11 protein-coding genes and 1 tRNA gene are annotated in these 13,921 nt (G+C 71.0%); 8 read left to right on the plus strand and 4 right to left on the minus strand.

Annotated elements, in window-relative coordinates:
- Positions 1-82 precede the first annotated feature (82 nt).
- On the minus strand, positions 83-1,009 hold the full coding sequence (locus tag KDB89_RS03090; RefSeq protein ID WP_219083408.1) for a Rossmann-fold NAD(P)-binding domain-containing protein: 927 nt from the start codon (positions 1,007-1,009) through the stop codon (positions 83-85).
- A gap of 98 nt (positions 1,010-1,107) precedes the next feature.
- On the opposite strand from KDB89_RS03090, the gene KDB89_RS03095 reads away from it, so the two are divergent.
- The 3 genes from KDB89_RS03095 to KDB89_RS03105 all read left to right on the plus strand — a co-directional run bounded on the left by KDB89_RS03095 (position 1,108) and on the right by KDB89_RS03105 (position 3,239).
- Positions 1,108-1,782, plus strand: a complete 675-nt coding sequence (locus KDB89_RS03095; RefSeq protein WP_219083409.1) for a TetR/AcrR family transcriptional regulator — start codon at positions 1,108-1,110, stop codon at positions 1,780-1,782.
- Positions 1,783-1,930: 148 nt separating this feature from the next.
- Positions 1,931-2,659: a potassium channel family protein gene (locus tag KDB89_RS03100; RefSeq protein WP_219083410.1), complete on the plus strand. Its 729-nt coding sequence runs from the start codon at positions 1,931-1,933 to the stop codon at positions 2,657-2,659.
- Positions 2,660-3,071: 412 nt separating this feature from the next.
- Positions 3,072-3,239: an Rv3202a family protein gene (locus tag KDB89_RS03105; RefSeq protein WP_219083411.1), complete on the plus strand. Its 168-nt coding sequence runs from the start codon at positions 3,072-3,074 to the stop codon at positions 3,237-3,239.
- Positions 3,240-3,314: 75 nt separating this feature from the next.
- Here KDB89_RS03105 and KDB89_RS03110 read toward each other — a convergent pair whose 3' ends face one another.
- Positions 3,315-4,817, minus strand: coding sequence for a flotillin family protein (locus tag KDB89_RS03110; protein ID WP_219083412.1), 1,503 nt, complete (start codon positions 4,815-4,817; stop codon positions 3,315-3,317).
- 21 nt (positions 4,818-4,838) lie between these two features.
- Positions 4,839-5,357 carry an NfeD family protein gene (locus tag KDB89_RS03115; protein ID WP_219083413.1) on the minus strand — a complete coding sequence of 173 codons (519 nt, stop codon included), beginning with the start codon at positions 5,355-5,357 and terminating at the stop codon, positions 4,839-4,841.
- Between the two features lie 97 nt (positions 5,358-5,454).
- Between KDB89_RS03115 and KDB89_RS03120 the strand changes: the two genes are divergently transcribed.
- The 4 genes from KDB89_RS03120 to KDB89_RS03135 all read left to right on the plus strand — a co-directional run bounded on the left by KDB89_RS03120 (position 5,455) and on the right by KDB89_RS03135 (position 11,176).
- Positions 5,455-5,528 (plus strand) — tRNA-Leu (locus KDB89_RS03120).
- A 68-nt stretch (positions 5,529-5,596) separates the two neighbouring features.
- Entirely contained in the window at positions 5,597-7,072 is a 1,476-nt protein-coding gene (locus tag KDB89_RS03125; RefSeq protein ID WP_219083414.1) for a DUF3375 domain-containing protein, read from the plus strand.
- Positions 7,065-7,796, plus strand: a complete 732-nt coding sequence (locus tag KDB89_RS03130) for a DUF4194 domain-containing protein (protein ID WP_255556164.1) — start codon at positions 7,065-7,067, stop codon at positions 7,794-7,796. Before KDB89_RS03125 ends, KDB89_RS03130 begins: the two co-directional genes overlap by 8 nt.
- Positions 7,793-11,176, plus strand: coding sequence for an ATP-binding protein (locus KDB89_RS03135; protein WP_219083415.1), 3,384 nt, complete (start codon positions 7,793-7,795; stop codon positions 11,174-11,176). Before KDB89_RS03130 ends, KDB89_RS03135 begins: the two co-directional genes overlap by 4 nt.
- 149 nt (positions 11,177-11,325) lie before the next feature.
- On the opposite strand, the gene KDB89_RS03140 is transcribed toward KDB89_RS03135, so the two are convergent.
- Positions 11,326-12,000: a YdeI/OmpD-associated family protein gene (locus KDB89_RS03140; protein ID WP_219083416.1), complete on the minus strand. Its 675-nt coding sequence runs from the start codon at positions 11,998-12,000 to the stop codon at positions 11,326-11,328.
- 274 nt (positions 12,001-12,274) lie between these two features.
- On the opposite strand from KDB89_RS03140, the gene KDB89_RS03145 reads away from it, so the two are divergent.
- Positions 12,275-13,738 carry a DHA2 family efflux MFS transporter permease subunit gene (locus KDB89_RS03145; protein WP_219083417.1) on the plus strand — a complete coding sequence of 488 codons (1,464 nt, stop codon included), beginning with the start codon at positions 12,275-12,277 and terminating at the stop codon, positions 13,736-13,738.
- Positions 13,739-13,921: the final 183 nt, after the last annotated feature.

Here is a 13,921-nt window from a genome sequence, read left to right on the forward strand (position 1 = left end):
TGGTTCGGCTGCTCCCAGTCGTCCTGGGCAGGGCAGGGGAGATCGGCCGCGGGGTGAGGCGCAGGGCGGAGACCGCGATGCTCTAGTGCACGTGCATGCCCTCCAGGATCCGGATGTCGTCGAGGGTGAGCAGGTCGGCGGCGGTGACCGCGGTCGAGGGGGCGAGTCTGCTGGCTGCCTCCGCGATCTGCGCCGTCAGGATGCCGGTGGCGAGCGACTGACCCTCCCCGCGCGCGCTGATCTTCTGGCCGGTGCGACGGTTGAGCGCCGTCAGCGACCAGCCCGCGCCGCCCAGGTGTGGGGCGTGCCGCACCAGGCCGCGCAGCCGGGGGAGTCGGCCGACGATGCCCAGGGCGGCCGTTGAGATGCGGCTGTCGGTGGCGAGATAGGTGCGCACCGAGAGTCCGTGCGGGGTGCCGATCAGCAGGTGGTCAGGGAAGTCGGCCCTGAGATGCCTTCGCTCACCTGAGGGGCCGGGGAGCCTGCGGCCTTCCCGGAAGTTGAGGACGGTCCCGCCCTCCGGCGGGGCGAACAGGGGGTGGCCCGCCAGGTTGGCCGTCCAGTCGACGGCGGCCGTCCCGTGCTGCTCTCCGCCGCCCAGCACGACGGCGAGGTCGAGGTCGTCGCCGGGGCGAGAGTCGAGCGACGAGAGCATGATCGTGCTCAGGCCGGGTACGAGCCCTGCGCCGAGAACCAGCGGCTGGCCGACGGGGGACACGTGCGCCAGGTTGTCGAGATAGCTCGCGGTGGCCGAGATGTCGATCAGGATCGTGCCCCCGGCCGCCTCCGCGATGGCCGGCGCCTCGATGCCGCTGGCGTTGATCACCACGTCGTGGCTCGGGGCGCGTTCCGCGAGGGTCGAGAGGCCTGCGGGGGAGGCGAGGTCGATCGCGACGGAGTCGGTACCTCCGGCCCTGCCGGCAGGGGTGACCGTGTGGCCCCGGCGGCGCAGTTCCTGCGTGACCACGCGACCCACCGCGCCCCGCGCCCCGAGAACAAGTGCCCTCATCGCTCAACTCCTATCTCCAAACGGCTGGTTGGAGATCAACGTACTGCCCGCATGGCGTAAGTCCAAATGGTTGTTTGGGAATCGGGTAGGATTCGCTCATGGCTTGGGACACGGAGGCGACGAGGCGCAGGCTGCTCGACGCGGGGGCGCGCCAGTTCGCCGCGTACGGGTTCGCAGGCGCGCGCATGGATGCCATCGGCCGCGATTCGGGCGTCAACAAGGAGCGCGTCTATCAGTATTTCGGAGACAAGAGGGGCCTCTACGACGCGGCCCTGGCCGACCAGCTCGGTCGGCTCCTGGAGGGGGTCGACGTCGTCGGCTCCGGTCCCGAGGCCGTCGGCGACTATGCCGGGCGGCTCTTCGACCGGTTCCGCGAGGACCCGACGGCCGCGAGGATGCTCGCCTGGGAGAGCCTCGAGCTCGACGCGCCGGCGGCCGCCGAGCGGCGCGGGCACCTGTGTTCGAGTCGTGCTGCGGCCATGCAGGTCGCCATCCCTGGCCTCTGGGCGGACGCCGCCCCCGAACTCCTGCTCTCGGTCATTACCCTTGCGGCGGGCTGGTGGACCTTGCGTCACCTGGCTGCCGTGGTGCTCGACCAGGCGGTGTCCGACGACGGTCGCCGAGCCGTCATCGTGGCGCAGGCCACCGCGCTGGCGGAGGCCGCGAACGTGTCCGCTCAAGCCAGGCGGAACCATCGGTGGCTGGATGGGTTCCGCAGTGACGCCGAGGCCCTGGTCGACGAGGATCTGAGCGCGGAGCCGGAGGCCTGGTGACCCGGGGCGCTGTCTGACGGATCAACCTGGCAGGCCACGCGGCCGGAGCAGGATGCGGTGCCGCACAGGCCCCGCGAGTGGGCACCGCCCTGAGGGATCGCCGACGGGTGCCGCGGCCGACTCCCGGCGCAGCGGGCACAATGTGGCCATGTACGGCGAACGCATTGAGCGGTGGGAGAGCGTGACGGAGTGGCCGCTGGCCGGAGCGGCGCTGGTGTTTCTCGTCGCCTATGCCACGCCGATCCTGACCGACGTGTCGGGCGCCGTCGCGGTGGCGTGTGAGGTGGCCATCGGGGTCACGTGGGTGATCTTCCTCGCCGACTACCTCGTCCGGCTGGCGCTCGCCGAGCGACGGTTGGCCTGGTTCCTGCGGCACCCGCTGGACCTGGCGATCGTGGCACTGCCCATGCTGCGGCCCCTGCGGCTCGTGAGGTTCCTCACCGTGGTCAGCATCGTCGGCAGGGGTGCGGGCAACGCGCTGCGGGGTCGTGTCGTGGCGTACGCGATGAGCGCGACGATCCTCATCGGCCTGATCGCGTCGCTGGCGGTACTCGACGCCGAGCGGTCCTCCACGGGGCCGATCACGACGTTCGGCGACGCGCTGTGGTGGGCAATGGTCACCGTGACGACCGTCGGATACGGCGACTACTACCCGGTGACGCCGACGGGGCGGGCCGTGGCTGCCGGGCTGATGATCGGCGGCATCGCCCTGATCGGCGTCGTGACCGCGACGCTGGCGTCGTGGATCGTCGAGAAGGCGACGGGGGAGACGCAGACCGCCGCGGAGAGGACGGGCGACGACATCGCGGCGTTGCGGGCCGAGGTCGCCGAGCTGAAGCAGCTGATCGTCGAGCAGTCGGGTGTGCGCCGGGAGTGACGGTGCCGGGTCGGGTTGGCCCCTTCGCTGCGCTCAGGGCACCTCGACAGGCTCGGCGACCCGGATCCCTGAGCTTGTCTCTCCGGTTCCCTGAGCTCGTCTCTCCGGTTCCCTGAGCTTGCATCTTCGGTTCCCTGAGCTTGCATCTTCGGTTCCCTGAGCCTGTCGAAGGGCGCCGAGCGGAGCGAGGCGGTGGTCGGGGTTGGTCCCTTCGCTGCGCTCAGGGCGTTTCGAAGTGCTCAACGACCCGGTTCCCTGAGCTTGTCTCTCCGGATCCCTGAGCTCGTCGAAGGGCGCCGAGCGGAGCGAGGTGATGGGCGGGGTTGGCCCCTTCGCGGCGCTTAGGGCGTTTCGAAGTGCTCAGCGACCCGAGGGTGGGCGTAGCGTCTAGTCACCGACCAAGGGAGGTCCGATGTCCACGAACCCTGAGATCCCCGAAACGGACCTCGCAGAACAGACCGCGCCCGTCGATCCGACCGACGACGACCTCCGGCCCGACGGCGGCCCGGACGACGCCGACGAGGCCGACTGGATCGACCAGCGAACCGAGGCCCCGCTCGAGAGGCCTGACGAGCCGTAGCCAGCTTCCCGGCGGACCCTCGGCAACGCGACAGGGGCCGCGCCCGAAGGCGCGGCCCCTGTGCGGCTGGACTGGTCAGCTGGCCTCGGTGATCTCCACCGGGGCCTTGGTGTCGGTCGCGCCGAACTTCTCCAGGACGGAGCCCAGGTCGAAGCCGGTGGTGTCCTTGACCAGCTGCATGGTCTGCAGCAGGTTGTCGGAGACCTGGCGCGGCAGCGACGAGGCGCCGTCGCTCGAGATGACGGTCAGCGCGTCGATGTTGCCCATCGGCGCGGCGACCTTCTCCGCCATCTGCGGCAGGATCTCCACCAGCATCTGGAGGACCGCGGCCTCGTTGTAGTTCGCGAAGGCCTCGGCGCGCTTCTCCATCGCCTCGGCCTCGGCCTGACCGACGGCGAGCACCGCGGCGGCCTTGGCCTCACCCTCGGCGCGGACGGCGTCGGCCTCGGCGATACGACGGGCCTTCTCGGCCTCGCCTCGACGGGCACCCTCGATGGCCTCGGCCTCGGCCAGAGCCGAACGGCGCGACTTCTCGCCGACACCGGTCAGGCGCGCCTTCTCGGCCTCCGCCTCGGCCTGCGCGATAGCCGTGGCCTTGTTGGCGTCCGCCTCGAAGATCGACGCGTTGCGCTCGGCCTCGGCCTGCGTCTCGATGCGGTACCGCTCGGCGTCGGCCGGACGACGGACCTCGGTGTCGAGCTGGCGCTCCTTCAGGGCGGCCTGCGCGACGGCGACCTTCTCCTGCTCCTGCAGGATCGCCTGGTCACGGTCGGCCTGGGCGAGCGGCCCGGAGGCCGCGGCCTTGGCGCGGGCGGCGTCGGTCTCGGACTGGATCTCGGCCTGTTTCAGCACCAGCTGGCGCTGCGCGATGGCGATCTCCTGCTCGGCGGCGATCTGCGCCTGCTCCGCCTCGCGGCGGGCCTCGGCCTCGGCGACGGCGGCCAGTCGGCCGACCTTCGCCGACTCGGGGCGACCCAGGTCGCTCAGGTAGGAACCGTCGTCGGTGATGTCCTGGATCTGGAACGTGTCGAGCACGAGGCCCTGGCCGGTCAGGGAGGCCTCGGACTCGTCGGTGACGCGCTGCGCGAAGGCGGCGCGGTCGCGGATGATCTGCTCGACGGTCAGCGAGCCGACGATCGAGCGCAGCGAGCCGGCGAGCGTCTCCTGCGTGAAGGTCTCGATCTCGTCCTGCTGCGAAAGGAAGCGCTGCGCGGCTGCGCGGATGGAATCCTCGTTGCCGCCGACCTTGACGATGGCGACTCCGTCGACGTTGAGCTTGATGCCCTGGCCGGAGACGGCGTTGCGGATGGTGATCATGATGCGGCGGCTGGACAGGTCCAGCACGTGGAGGCGCTGGATGAACGGCACGACGAACACGCCACCGCCCATCACGACCTTCTGGCCGCTGAGGTCGGTGGAGACCAGACCGGTTTCCGGGTTGCGCACCTCACGGCCCTTGCGGCCGGTGATGAGGAACGCCTCGTTGGGCTTGGCGACCTTGTACCGGCTCGCGATGAGCAGGCCGACGAGGATCAGCAGGAGGACAAGGCCGAGCACTGCGATGAGGACGGGTGGCATAGGCGGACCTTTCGGTTGTTCCTAGGTGTTGAGTTCCGGGGTGTGGATCACGCGCGTGACCTCGACGGCGGTGGGGGAGACGATCGCGGAAACCCACACCTCGTCGCCGGCCGCGACCTCACCGTCGGCGCGGGCGGAGAACTTCCGCACGTGGCCCGACGCGGTCAGGGTGATCTCTCCGAAGCCGGTCTCCGGGATCGCGGTGATGACGCGTGCCGGCTGGCCGATCAGGGAGTCGGAGCGGAAGGTCGAGGAGTCCTCGCCGGACTTCAGCGCCCGGGTGAGTTTCACGGCGCCCCAGGCTGCGAGGAACCCGATGACGAGTCCGCAGGCGATGGCGACGGGCATCAGGTCGAGGAGGGACAGGCCCAGCGCGCCGCCGAAGCCGAAGGCGCCGAGGAAGGCCGCGATGCTGGTCAGCGAGAAGAGGTCGCCGTCGAGGAAATCCAGGTCCAGGAGTCCGTCGACGACGTCGCCGACGATCAGCGAGATCAGCACGAGCAGGAGTCCCGCGCCGCCGATGATCAGAAACCACGTCACTGGGGATCCCCTTCCGTCTGGTCCCAGCCTAGCGGTACGTGTCAGTTCGACTTCCGGCGAGTCCAGCCGACGACGGCCCTCTATCCTCGTGAGGTGCGCCCTCGTAGCCCAACTGGCAGAGGCAGGCGGCTTAAACCCGCCAGAGTGCGGGTTCGAATCCCGTCGGGGGCACCGCGCATCGGCTGGGCGGGAGCCGGGCCGCGTGGTCGACCCGGGGTCGATCCGACTACTCTGACCCGGTGACGAACAACCGTGTGGAGGCCGCGTACCGGCGCGCGAACACGGCGTTCAGGAACCCCACCCTCGACCTGCTGCACGGCCGCTACGCCCCGTTCGTCGTCGCGGTGCTGTCGCTGCTGTTCACCGCCGACCGGCCGACGGTGCCCGTCGCCGACGCGCACGTCGAGGTCGACGAGATGATCTCCGAGCTGCGCGCGGCGGGCTACGACGAGGAGGACAGCCCTCGGCTGCCCGCGGGCGCCGCGCGGGAGATCTGCCGCTACTGGGTGCGGGTCGGCTGGCTCGTGCCGCAGATCGACGACGACGTCGAGGTCTACCGGCTGTCGGCCTACGCCGTCGGCGCGCTCGAGATCGCGGGCAGGGCGGGCGCCAGCCCCACGCGGGTGTCGCGGTCGCGCGTCCGGACGCTCCTGGAGGCCGTCGACCGGCTCGCCGAGGACGCCGACGTCGACCCCCACAGGCGTCTGGAGCGGCTCCTGCGGGAACGCGACGAGCTCGACGCGCAGATCCGGGAGCTGCAGGAGGGGGCCGACCCGGAGCCCATCGACGACGAATCCCTGCTCGAGGAGGCCGAGAACGTCCTGCACCTGGCCCGCGAGCTGCCCGCCGACTTCGCGCGCGTCGCCGAGTCCATCAAGGCCATGCAACGTGACGTCATCGCCGACCTCCGCCGCGACATCCGTCCCACCGGCGGGGTCCTGCGCGAGTATCTGCAGCGCGGCCAGCACGTCATGCAGGCGACGCCCGAGGGCCGCGCCTTCGCCGGGGCCCTGCGCCTGATCGGCGACCCGGAGCGCATCGACCAGCTCGCCACCCAGTTGCGCGACCTGCAGCTGCGGCCCTTCGCGAGCCTCCTCGACGATGCCCAGCGCGCGGAACTGGACGCCATCGGCCGCCGCGTCGAGCAGGGGGTCCAGGAGGTGCTGACCGCGCAGCGCCGGGCGTCGCACGTCATCACGGCCCAGGTCCGGACCCACGACCCGGTCCGCGACCGGCAGGTCGACGAGCTGCTGCGCTCCGTGATGTCCGGGCTGCAGACGTGGATGCAGGACTCGCGCGCCGGCGACCGGGTCGAGCCGCTGCGCAGCTTCCCCCACGCCGACGTCGGCCACCTGCGTCAGACGACCAGCGACCTCGTTCCGCCCGGCGCGCCCGCGCCGCTCGCCGAGGCCGGCGACGTCGAGTTCCTCGACGGCGACGCGCAGGCCTGGGGCGGCCCGCGCTACACCGAACTCGAGGACTACGTGGCCGGGCTCGGCGACCGGTTCGACCTCGGCGGCGCGTTCGAGGAGGCGGCCGACGAGACCCGCCGTCCCGTAGACCTGCTCGGCCTCCTGGAGATCGCCCACCGCAACGGCATGGAGGAACGCGACGACGTCTCCGTCGTCGAGGCGCTCCGCCCCGACGGCACCACCCGACGGTTCGCATTCGGTGCCGTCACCGCGCGCACCGCGAAGCAGGAGAAGAATGACTGACCCGATGGACCAGCAGGACTGGGAGGACCCGTTCGTCGCCCCGGTGGCGATGGAGGAGGACCCCGAGGAGCTGTTCGCCGGCGACCGCGGCGTGCTCGACGCCGACGTGCGGCGCGTGCTCGTCCGGCTGCTGCAGCGCCGCTTCCTGCTCGCCGACCGCAACCGCGACGACTGGCGCGTGCTGCTGGACAACCAGCAGCTCATCGAGTCGCGGCTGCACGACCTGTTCGTGCAGCTCACCATCGACCACGACCGCGGCGTCGCCTACAAGAAGCAGGTCCGCTCCGACGAGCTCGAGGTGCCGATCCTGCTGCGCGACGACGCCTACACGCGCGCTGAGACGCTCGTCCTCGTCCACCTCCGCACCGTCTACCAGCGCGAGTCCACGGCCGGTGAGGCGTCGGTGCGCGTCGACGTCGAGGAGGTCGAGCAGACCGTGCTGACGTACTTCGCCGAGTCCGACGGCGACACAGCCAGGCGCCAGAAGGCGGTCCGCAAGGCCCTCGACAGGCTCCGCCAGGACGGCATCGTCGAAGAGGAGTCGGAGGGCCGCTACCGGATCAGCGCGCTGGTGGAGATCGTGCTCAGCTCGGAGCGGATGCGCGAGCTGGACGACTGGCTCCGCGAGCAGGCCGCCCGCCGCGCCGTCGGGCTCGCCGCCGACGACTCGCTCGGAGCCGCGGTTGACGCCGAGGACACCGACAGGGAAGAGGACGACGAATGACGATGCTCGACACGCTCTTCGGCCTCATCCCCGCCGCCTCGCGCGGGCAGCAGTGGGTGGCCGAGGACCTGCAGCTGGTCAACTGGGGCGGCTACGACGGCCCGCACCGCGTGCGCTTCTCGCCCACCGCCACGCTGCTGTGCGGCGGGTCGGGCTCCGGCAAGTCGACGCTGATGGACGCCTACATCGCGCTCATGATGCCCCACACCACACCGTTCAACGGCGCCTCCAACGGCGGCGTGACCGGGCGCCCGCGCGGCCAGGAGCAGCGCAACATCCTCTCCTACGGGCGCGGGAAGCTCGACGAGTCACGCACGGCCGAGGGCACGAAGCTCCGGGTGCTGCGCGGCGACGGCGAGGACACCTGGACCGCCATCGCGATGACGTGGGGCGACCACGACGGCACCCGCTTCACCGCCGTCCGCGCCTGGTACATCCCCGCGGGCGCTCGGCTGTTGGACGACACGGTCCGCGTGCGGGGCACCGTCGACGGGCAGTTCGACCTGCGCTCGCTGGAGCCCGCCGCCGCTCACCGGCTGAGCGACGCGGCCGTGAAGGCCGCCGGTCTCGACACCGTCGCGACGGACCGAGAGTTCTCCGCCCGCCTGCACTCGGTCCTCGGCATCGGCGCGGCCGGGGCCGGGACCAAGGCGATGAGCCTGCTCGCCCGGATCCAGGCCGGTCAGCAGATCACCACGGTCGACGACCTGTACAAGCGCATGGTGCTCGAGGACCCCGAGACGCTGGCGACGGCCGACGCGGTCGTCGCGCACTTCGATGAGCTGGAGTCGACGCACGCGCGGATGGTGACGGCGCGCCAGCAGGTCCGCGCGCTGGAGCCGATCCGCGAGCAGCGCGCGAGTATCGAGCAGGCCGCCGAGCGCATGCGGCTGATCGACGCCGTCGGATCCTTCGACGACCCCGGCTCGGCCGCGACGCTGTGGAAGGCGGAGCGCAGGCTCGGGCTGCTGCGCAGCGTCGAGCGTGAGCTGCACGGGACCAAGCAGGCCAGGGACTCCGTCGTCCGCGAGAAGGAGGCGGCCGCCGACGCCGCGGAGGTGGCGCGCGAGGGTCTCGCCGAGGTCCTGCGGGCAGCCGGCGGCGACAAGCTGGAGACTGCGGAGCGGGAGCTGAGGGCGCTGGAGCGTCGGCTGAGCGACGTCCGGGCGACGCGGGCCCGGCTCGACGAGTCGCTCGCCGTCCTCGGGGAGGACGTGACCACGTCGAAGCAGTTCGCCCGGCTCGCCGACCGCGCGCGTGCCGCGCTGACTGACCCGGCGCCCAAGCAGTCCGCGCGAGATGCCTATGCGGAGGCGAAGAGCGCCAGGAACGCGGCCGAGGACGAGGTCCGGGCGCTGGAGGCCGAGCGCGACCACGCGCAGCGCGCGACCGGCAACTTCCCGACCCACCTGAGCCGGGCGCGCGAGCAGCTGGCCCTTGCGGCGGGGCTGACCGTCGAGGATCTCCCGTTCGTCGGCGAGCTCATCGAGGTGCGCACCGAGTTTGAGCCGTGGCGAGAGGCGTTCAACCTGGCGCTCGGCGGATTCGCTCGGACGCTGCTGATCGACGCGGCTCACCTGCCGCGCTTCCGGGCGGCCATCAACGGCGTCCGCGTGTCCGAGCGGCTGAGCTTCGAGGGCGTCCACACCGGGCTGCCGACGACCGACCGCCGGGACCCGCGGACGCTGCCCGGACGGCTCGACTACCGGACCGGCCCCTTCACGGGCTGGCTGCAGGACCGGCTCGAGGAGCAGTTCAACTTCGTCTGCGTCGACTCTTCCGACGACCTGTCGCGCCACGGCAGGGCGCTGACCATCACGGGCCAGCTCGCCCGCGGCAGCCGGGGAGCGCACGGCGGCCAGGGTCGCGCGAACCTGCTCGGCTTCTCCAACGACCGGCGACTGGCCGACCTCGCCCGGCTGATCGCCGAGGCGCGTGGCAGGCTCGCCGACTCCATCGACGCCTGCGGTGTTGCGGAGGGCGCGCTGGACGCCGTCGACGCCCAGGCCGCCGCCCACCGGAAGGTGTGCGAGCTGTCGTGGGAGCAGGTCGACGTCGCCGCCGTCGAGGGTGAGCAGGAGAAGTGGCACTCGATCATCGAGCAGGTGACCGAGGGCAATCCGCGGATCGCCGATCTGCAGCAGCAGTTGAAGGCCGCCAGGCGGAACGTCGACGCGCTCAAGGAGGCGATCGGCCGGGCGAAGTCCGCGGCCGAGACCGTCGAGCAGCGGTGGGGTGCCGTCATGGAGGAGGTGGACGAGGCGCAGGCCGTCATCGACGCCGCCGAGGACGACGAGCGGGTGGTTGCCGACGACCATGCGGTCTACCTCGCAGGGCAGTTCGAGGGCGACGTCGACGACGAGGCCGGGCCGCCGTCGGATCAGCTCGAGCGCTTCGATGTGGCGCTGGCCTCCGCGTCCCAGCGGCTGCGCAGGGACCACGAGACCGCTCAGCAGACGCTGGTGCAGCAGCGCGAGCTGCTCGGGCGGACGCTGGCCAACTTCCTCGAACGCTGGCCCAACCCGAACCTCCTGGCCGACCCGGACACGTCGGTGGGCGACTTCGAGCGCATCCTGGACGACCTCGAGACCAGCGGGCTGCACGAGCTGGAGAAGGAATGGCGCGACAGCCTGCTGACCCTTTCCGGCAACGACCTCACCAGCCTCGACTCCGCGCTGGGGCGCGCGCTGCGCGAGATCCGCGACCGGATCGAGCCGATCAACGCGATCATGCGGGACCTGCCGTTCTACGACGACGACCACCGCCTGCAGATCACGACGCGGGAGAACCAGTCCGAGCCGCGCCGGAAGTTCCGCCGCGACCTGCGGGCCGTCCGGGAGGCGATCGACGGCGCCGTCAGCGACGCCGACCGCGAGCAGGTCTACCTCAGGATGTCGAAGCTGATCCAGCGCATCCGGCGCACCGCGCCCGACTTCGCCGATCTCATCGACGTGCGCAACCACGTGCGCGTCAGCGCCGAGCGGGTCAACGCCGTCACGAAGGAGCACGTGGCGCTCTACGACCACATCGGCGAGAAGTCGGGAGGCGAGTCGCAGGAGCTGATCGCGTTCATCGTCGGCGCGGCGCTGCGGTATCAGTTGGGCGACGCGGGCTCGGCCCGGCCGCGGTACGCGCCGGTGTTCCTCGACGAGGCGTTGATCAAGGCCGACGCGCACTTCACCAAGCGCGCCATCGGCGCCTGGCGGGGCCTCGGGTTCCAGCTCATCATCGGCGCGCCGAACGACAAGTACAGCGCCATCGAGCCCCACGTCGACGTCGAGTACGACATCCTGAAGGACACCAGGGGTCGGTCGTGGGCCAAGCCGAAGGTTGCGTTCGCTGCCTCCGACGCCCAGCCCGAGCCCCAGCTCGAGTTCTAGCCCCACCGCCACCGGCAAACGCCACCGCTAGACGCAGACGCCACCGCTGGCTACACATGCCACCGCCATGGCGGTGGCATGTGCGAAGAAGGGTAGCGTCCGACGGTAAGGGTGGCGTCTGGGACGACGGGGTACTCGGAGCGACGGAGTTACTCGGGGCGGGGGTCCGGGTCGAGGCCCAGGCCCAGGGCCCTCCGGTTCCGCGCGACCCAGACCGGCTCCGCGCCGTAGCGCTGGCTGGGGATGAGCCGCCCGGCGGCGGAGTCCTCGATCAGCTGCGCCATGCGACGGTCGCGCGTGGTCTGCTGCTTCGCCGTCGCCACCCACGTCATCGCGATACGACGATAGGTCTCCGTGGCCGCGTCCCACCAGCGCTGGGCGTCCGCGTCGGCAGCGAGCATGGCCGCGTGTTCTGGGGTGAAGGCGTGGTCGTCGCGCTCGAAGCTGTAGATCCCGGTCCTCGATGGGTCCCTGGCCTCGAAGGCAGCGAGGCCTGCCGGCGTCATCCTGCCCTCGGCAGTCAGCCGTTCGACGTGAGCGACGTTGATGTTGCTCCAGGTGCTGCCGCGCTTCCGTGGGGTCCAGCGCTGCCGACGGGTGTCGTCGTCGATGCGTTGCGACACGGAGTCGATCCACCCGAAGCACAGGGCCTCGGGCACGGCGTCGTCCCACGTCAGGCCCTGTTCGGGCACGTGTTTCTTGTTCAGCCCCATCCACAGTTCCGCGGCGACGGCGTGGTTCGCCTCCAGCCATGCGCGGAACTCGGCAGCGTCGGCGAAGAAGACCGCCGGTCGCTCGGGGGTCCCTCCGTGGCGTCCGATCATGTCGTCATCCTGCCAGCGCGCGGTGGGCATCCGGCCGGGCCACGCGTGTTCCTCTCGCTTCGCTCGAGGCACCTCGACAGGCTCGGCGATCCGGGGTTGCTTCGAGGCACCTCGACAGGCTCGGCCAACCGGGGTAGCTTCGGGCGGCTCGCCAGCTCAGGCGAACCGGCACCTCGACGGGCTCGGCGATCCGGGAATCTCGACGGCCCGGCTGTGATGAGCGCCGGACGCGGGTGGGGCGTATAGTCCGTCCGGCGCATTTTGGAGGTGTCCCATGAACTCAACGCGGTCTCCCTGGCCGGGGCTGTGGTCGATGATCATCGGCTTCTTCATGATCCTGGTCGACTCGACCATCGTGAACGTCGCCCTTCCCCACATCATGACCGGCCTCGGCGCCGGGCTGAACGAGGTCATCTGGGTCACCAGCGCGTACCTGCTGGCGTACGCGGTGCCGCTTCTGATCACGGGACGACTCGGCGACAGGTTCGGGCCCAAGCCCGTTTTCCTGATCGGGTTGGCCACGTTCACGCTCTCGTCGTTGTGGTGCGGCCTGTCGGGCAGCATCGAGATGCTGATCGTCGCCCGCGTGGTCCAGGGCCTCGGCGCCGCGCTGATGGCCCCCCAGACGATGGCCGTGATCATGCGCACCTTCGCGCCCGATCGCCGCGGCGCCGCCATGGGGCTGTGGGGAGGCGTCGCGGGGGCGGGGCTGCTCGTCGGTCCGCTGCTCGGCGGCTTCCTCGTCGACGCTGTCGGCTGGGAGTGGATCTTCTTCGTCAACGTCCCGGTCGGGCTCATCGCGATCGTGCTCGTCATCATCAACGTGCCCAGCCTTGAGCTGCACGCGCACTCCTTCGACTGGGTGGGCGTCGTGCTCAGTTCCGCGGGCCTGTTCCTCATCGTGTTCGGCATCCAGGAGGGTGAGACGTACGAGTGGGGCCAGATGCCGATCGTGGGGGGCTTCAGCGTGCCGGTGTGGTCGCTGATCATCCTCGGCGCCCTGCTCATGGGGGCCTTCGTCTGGTGGCAGAAGGTCCAGCACGGCGAGCCACTCGTCCCACTGGCGCTCTTCGCCGACCGCAACTTCGTCCTGTCCAACACGGCCATCACCATCGTCGGCCTCGTCGTGACCGCCATGAACATTCCGTTGTTCCTCTACCTGCAGTCCGGCCGGGGCCTGACCCCGAGCCAGTCGGCGCTCATCCTGGTGCCGATGGCCGTCTGCTCCGGCGTCCTGTCGCCGTTCACCGGTCGATTCCTGCAGGACCGGGACGCGCGTCCGTGGACGGCCGCGGGTCTCGTCGGCCTGGCCATCGCGACAGCCTGGTACGGGTTCTGGTTCGACGCGGCCCGCAGCCCATGGTGGCTCCTGCTCCCCAGCGCGCTGGTCGGCATCTCCGCCTCGCTCATCTGGGGTCCGCTCGCGATGGTTGCGACGCGTGGTCTGCCGCCACAGCTCGCGGGCGCCGGGTCCGGCGTCTACAACACGACCCGCCAGGTCGGCGCGGTGATCGGTTCCGCGGTCATCGCCGCCGTGACGTCCGCCAGGTTGACGGCCCATCTGGGTGAGGGTGCCTCCACGGCGGTCGGCGCCGGCGGCGGCGCGATGCCGACGCAGGTCCTCGACGGCTTCGCCGCTGCGATGGGCGAGTCGATGTACGTGCCCGCCACGCTGCTCGTCCTCGCCGTCGTGTCCGTGCTCTTCATGCGTCCGCAGGTCGCGTCGTCGGCCCCCTGACGGTCACTCGGGTCGCTGAGCTTGTCGAAGCGCCCTGAGCGAAGCGAAGGGTTTTCCCCTCGTCAGCGCCGGGGCGCTTCCTCGGGGCCCTTCGACAAGCTCAGGGAACCGGGTGGGCTCGGGCCCTTCGACAGGCTCAGGGAGCCGGGTGGGCTCGGGCCCTTCGACAGGCTCAGGGAGCCG

The sequence above is a fragment of the Tessaracoccus palaemonis genome, from assembly GCF_019316905.1.
GTDB classification, from domain to species: domain Bacteria; phylum Actinomycetota; class Actinomycetes; order Propionibacteriales; family Propionibacteriaceae; genus Arachnia; species Arachnia palaemonis.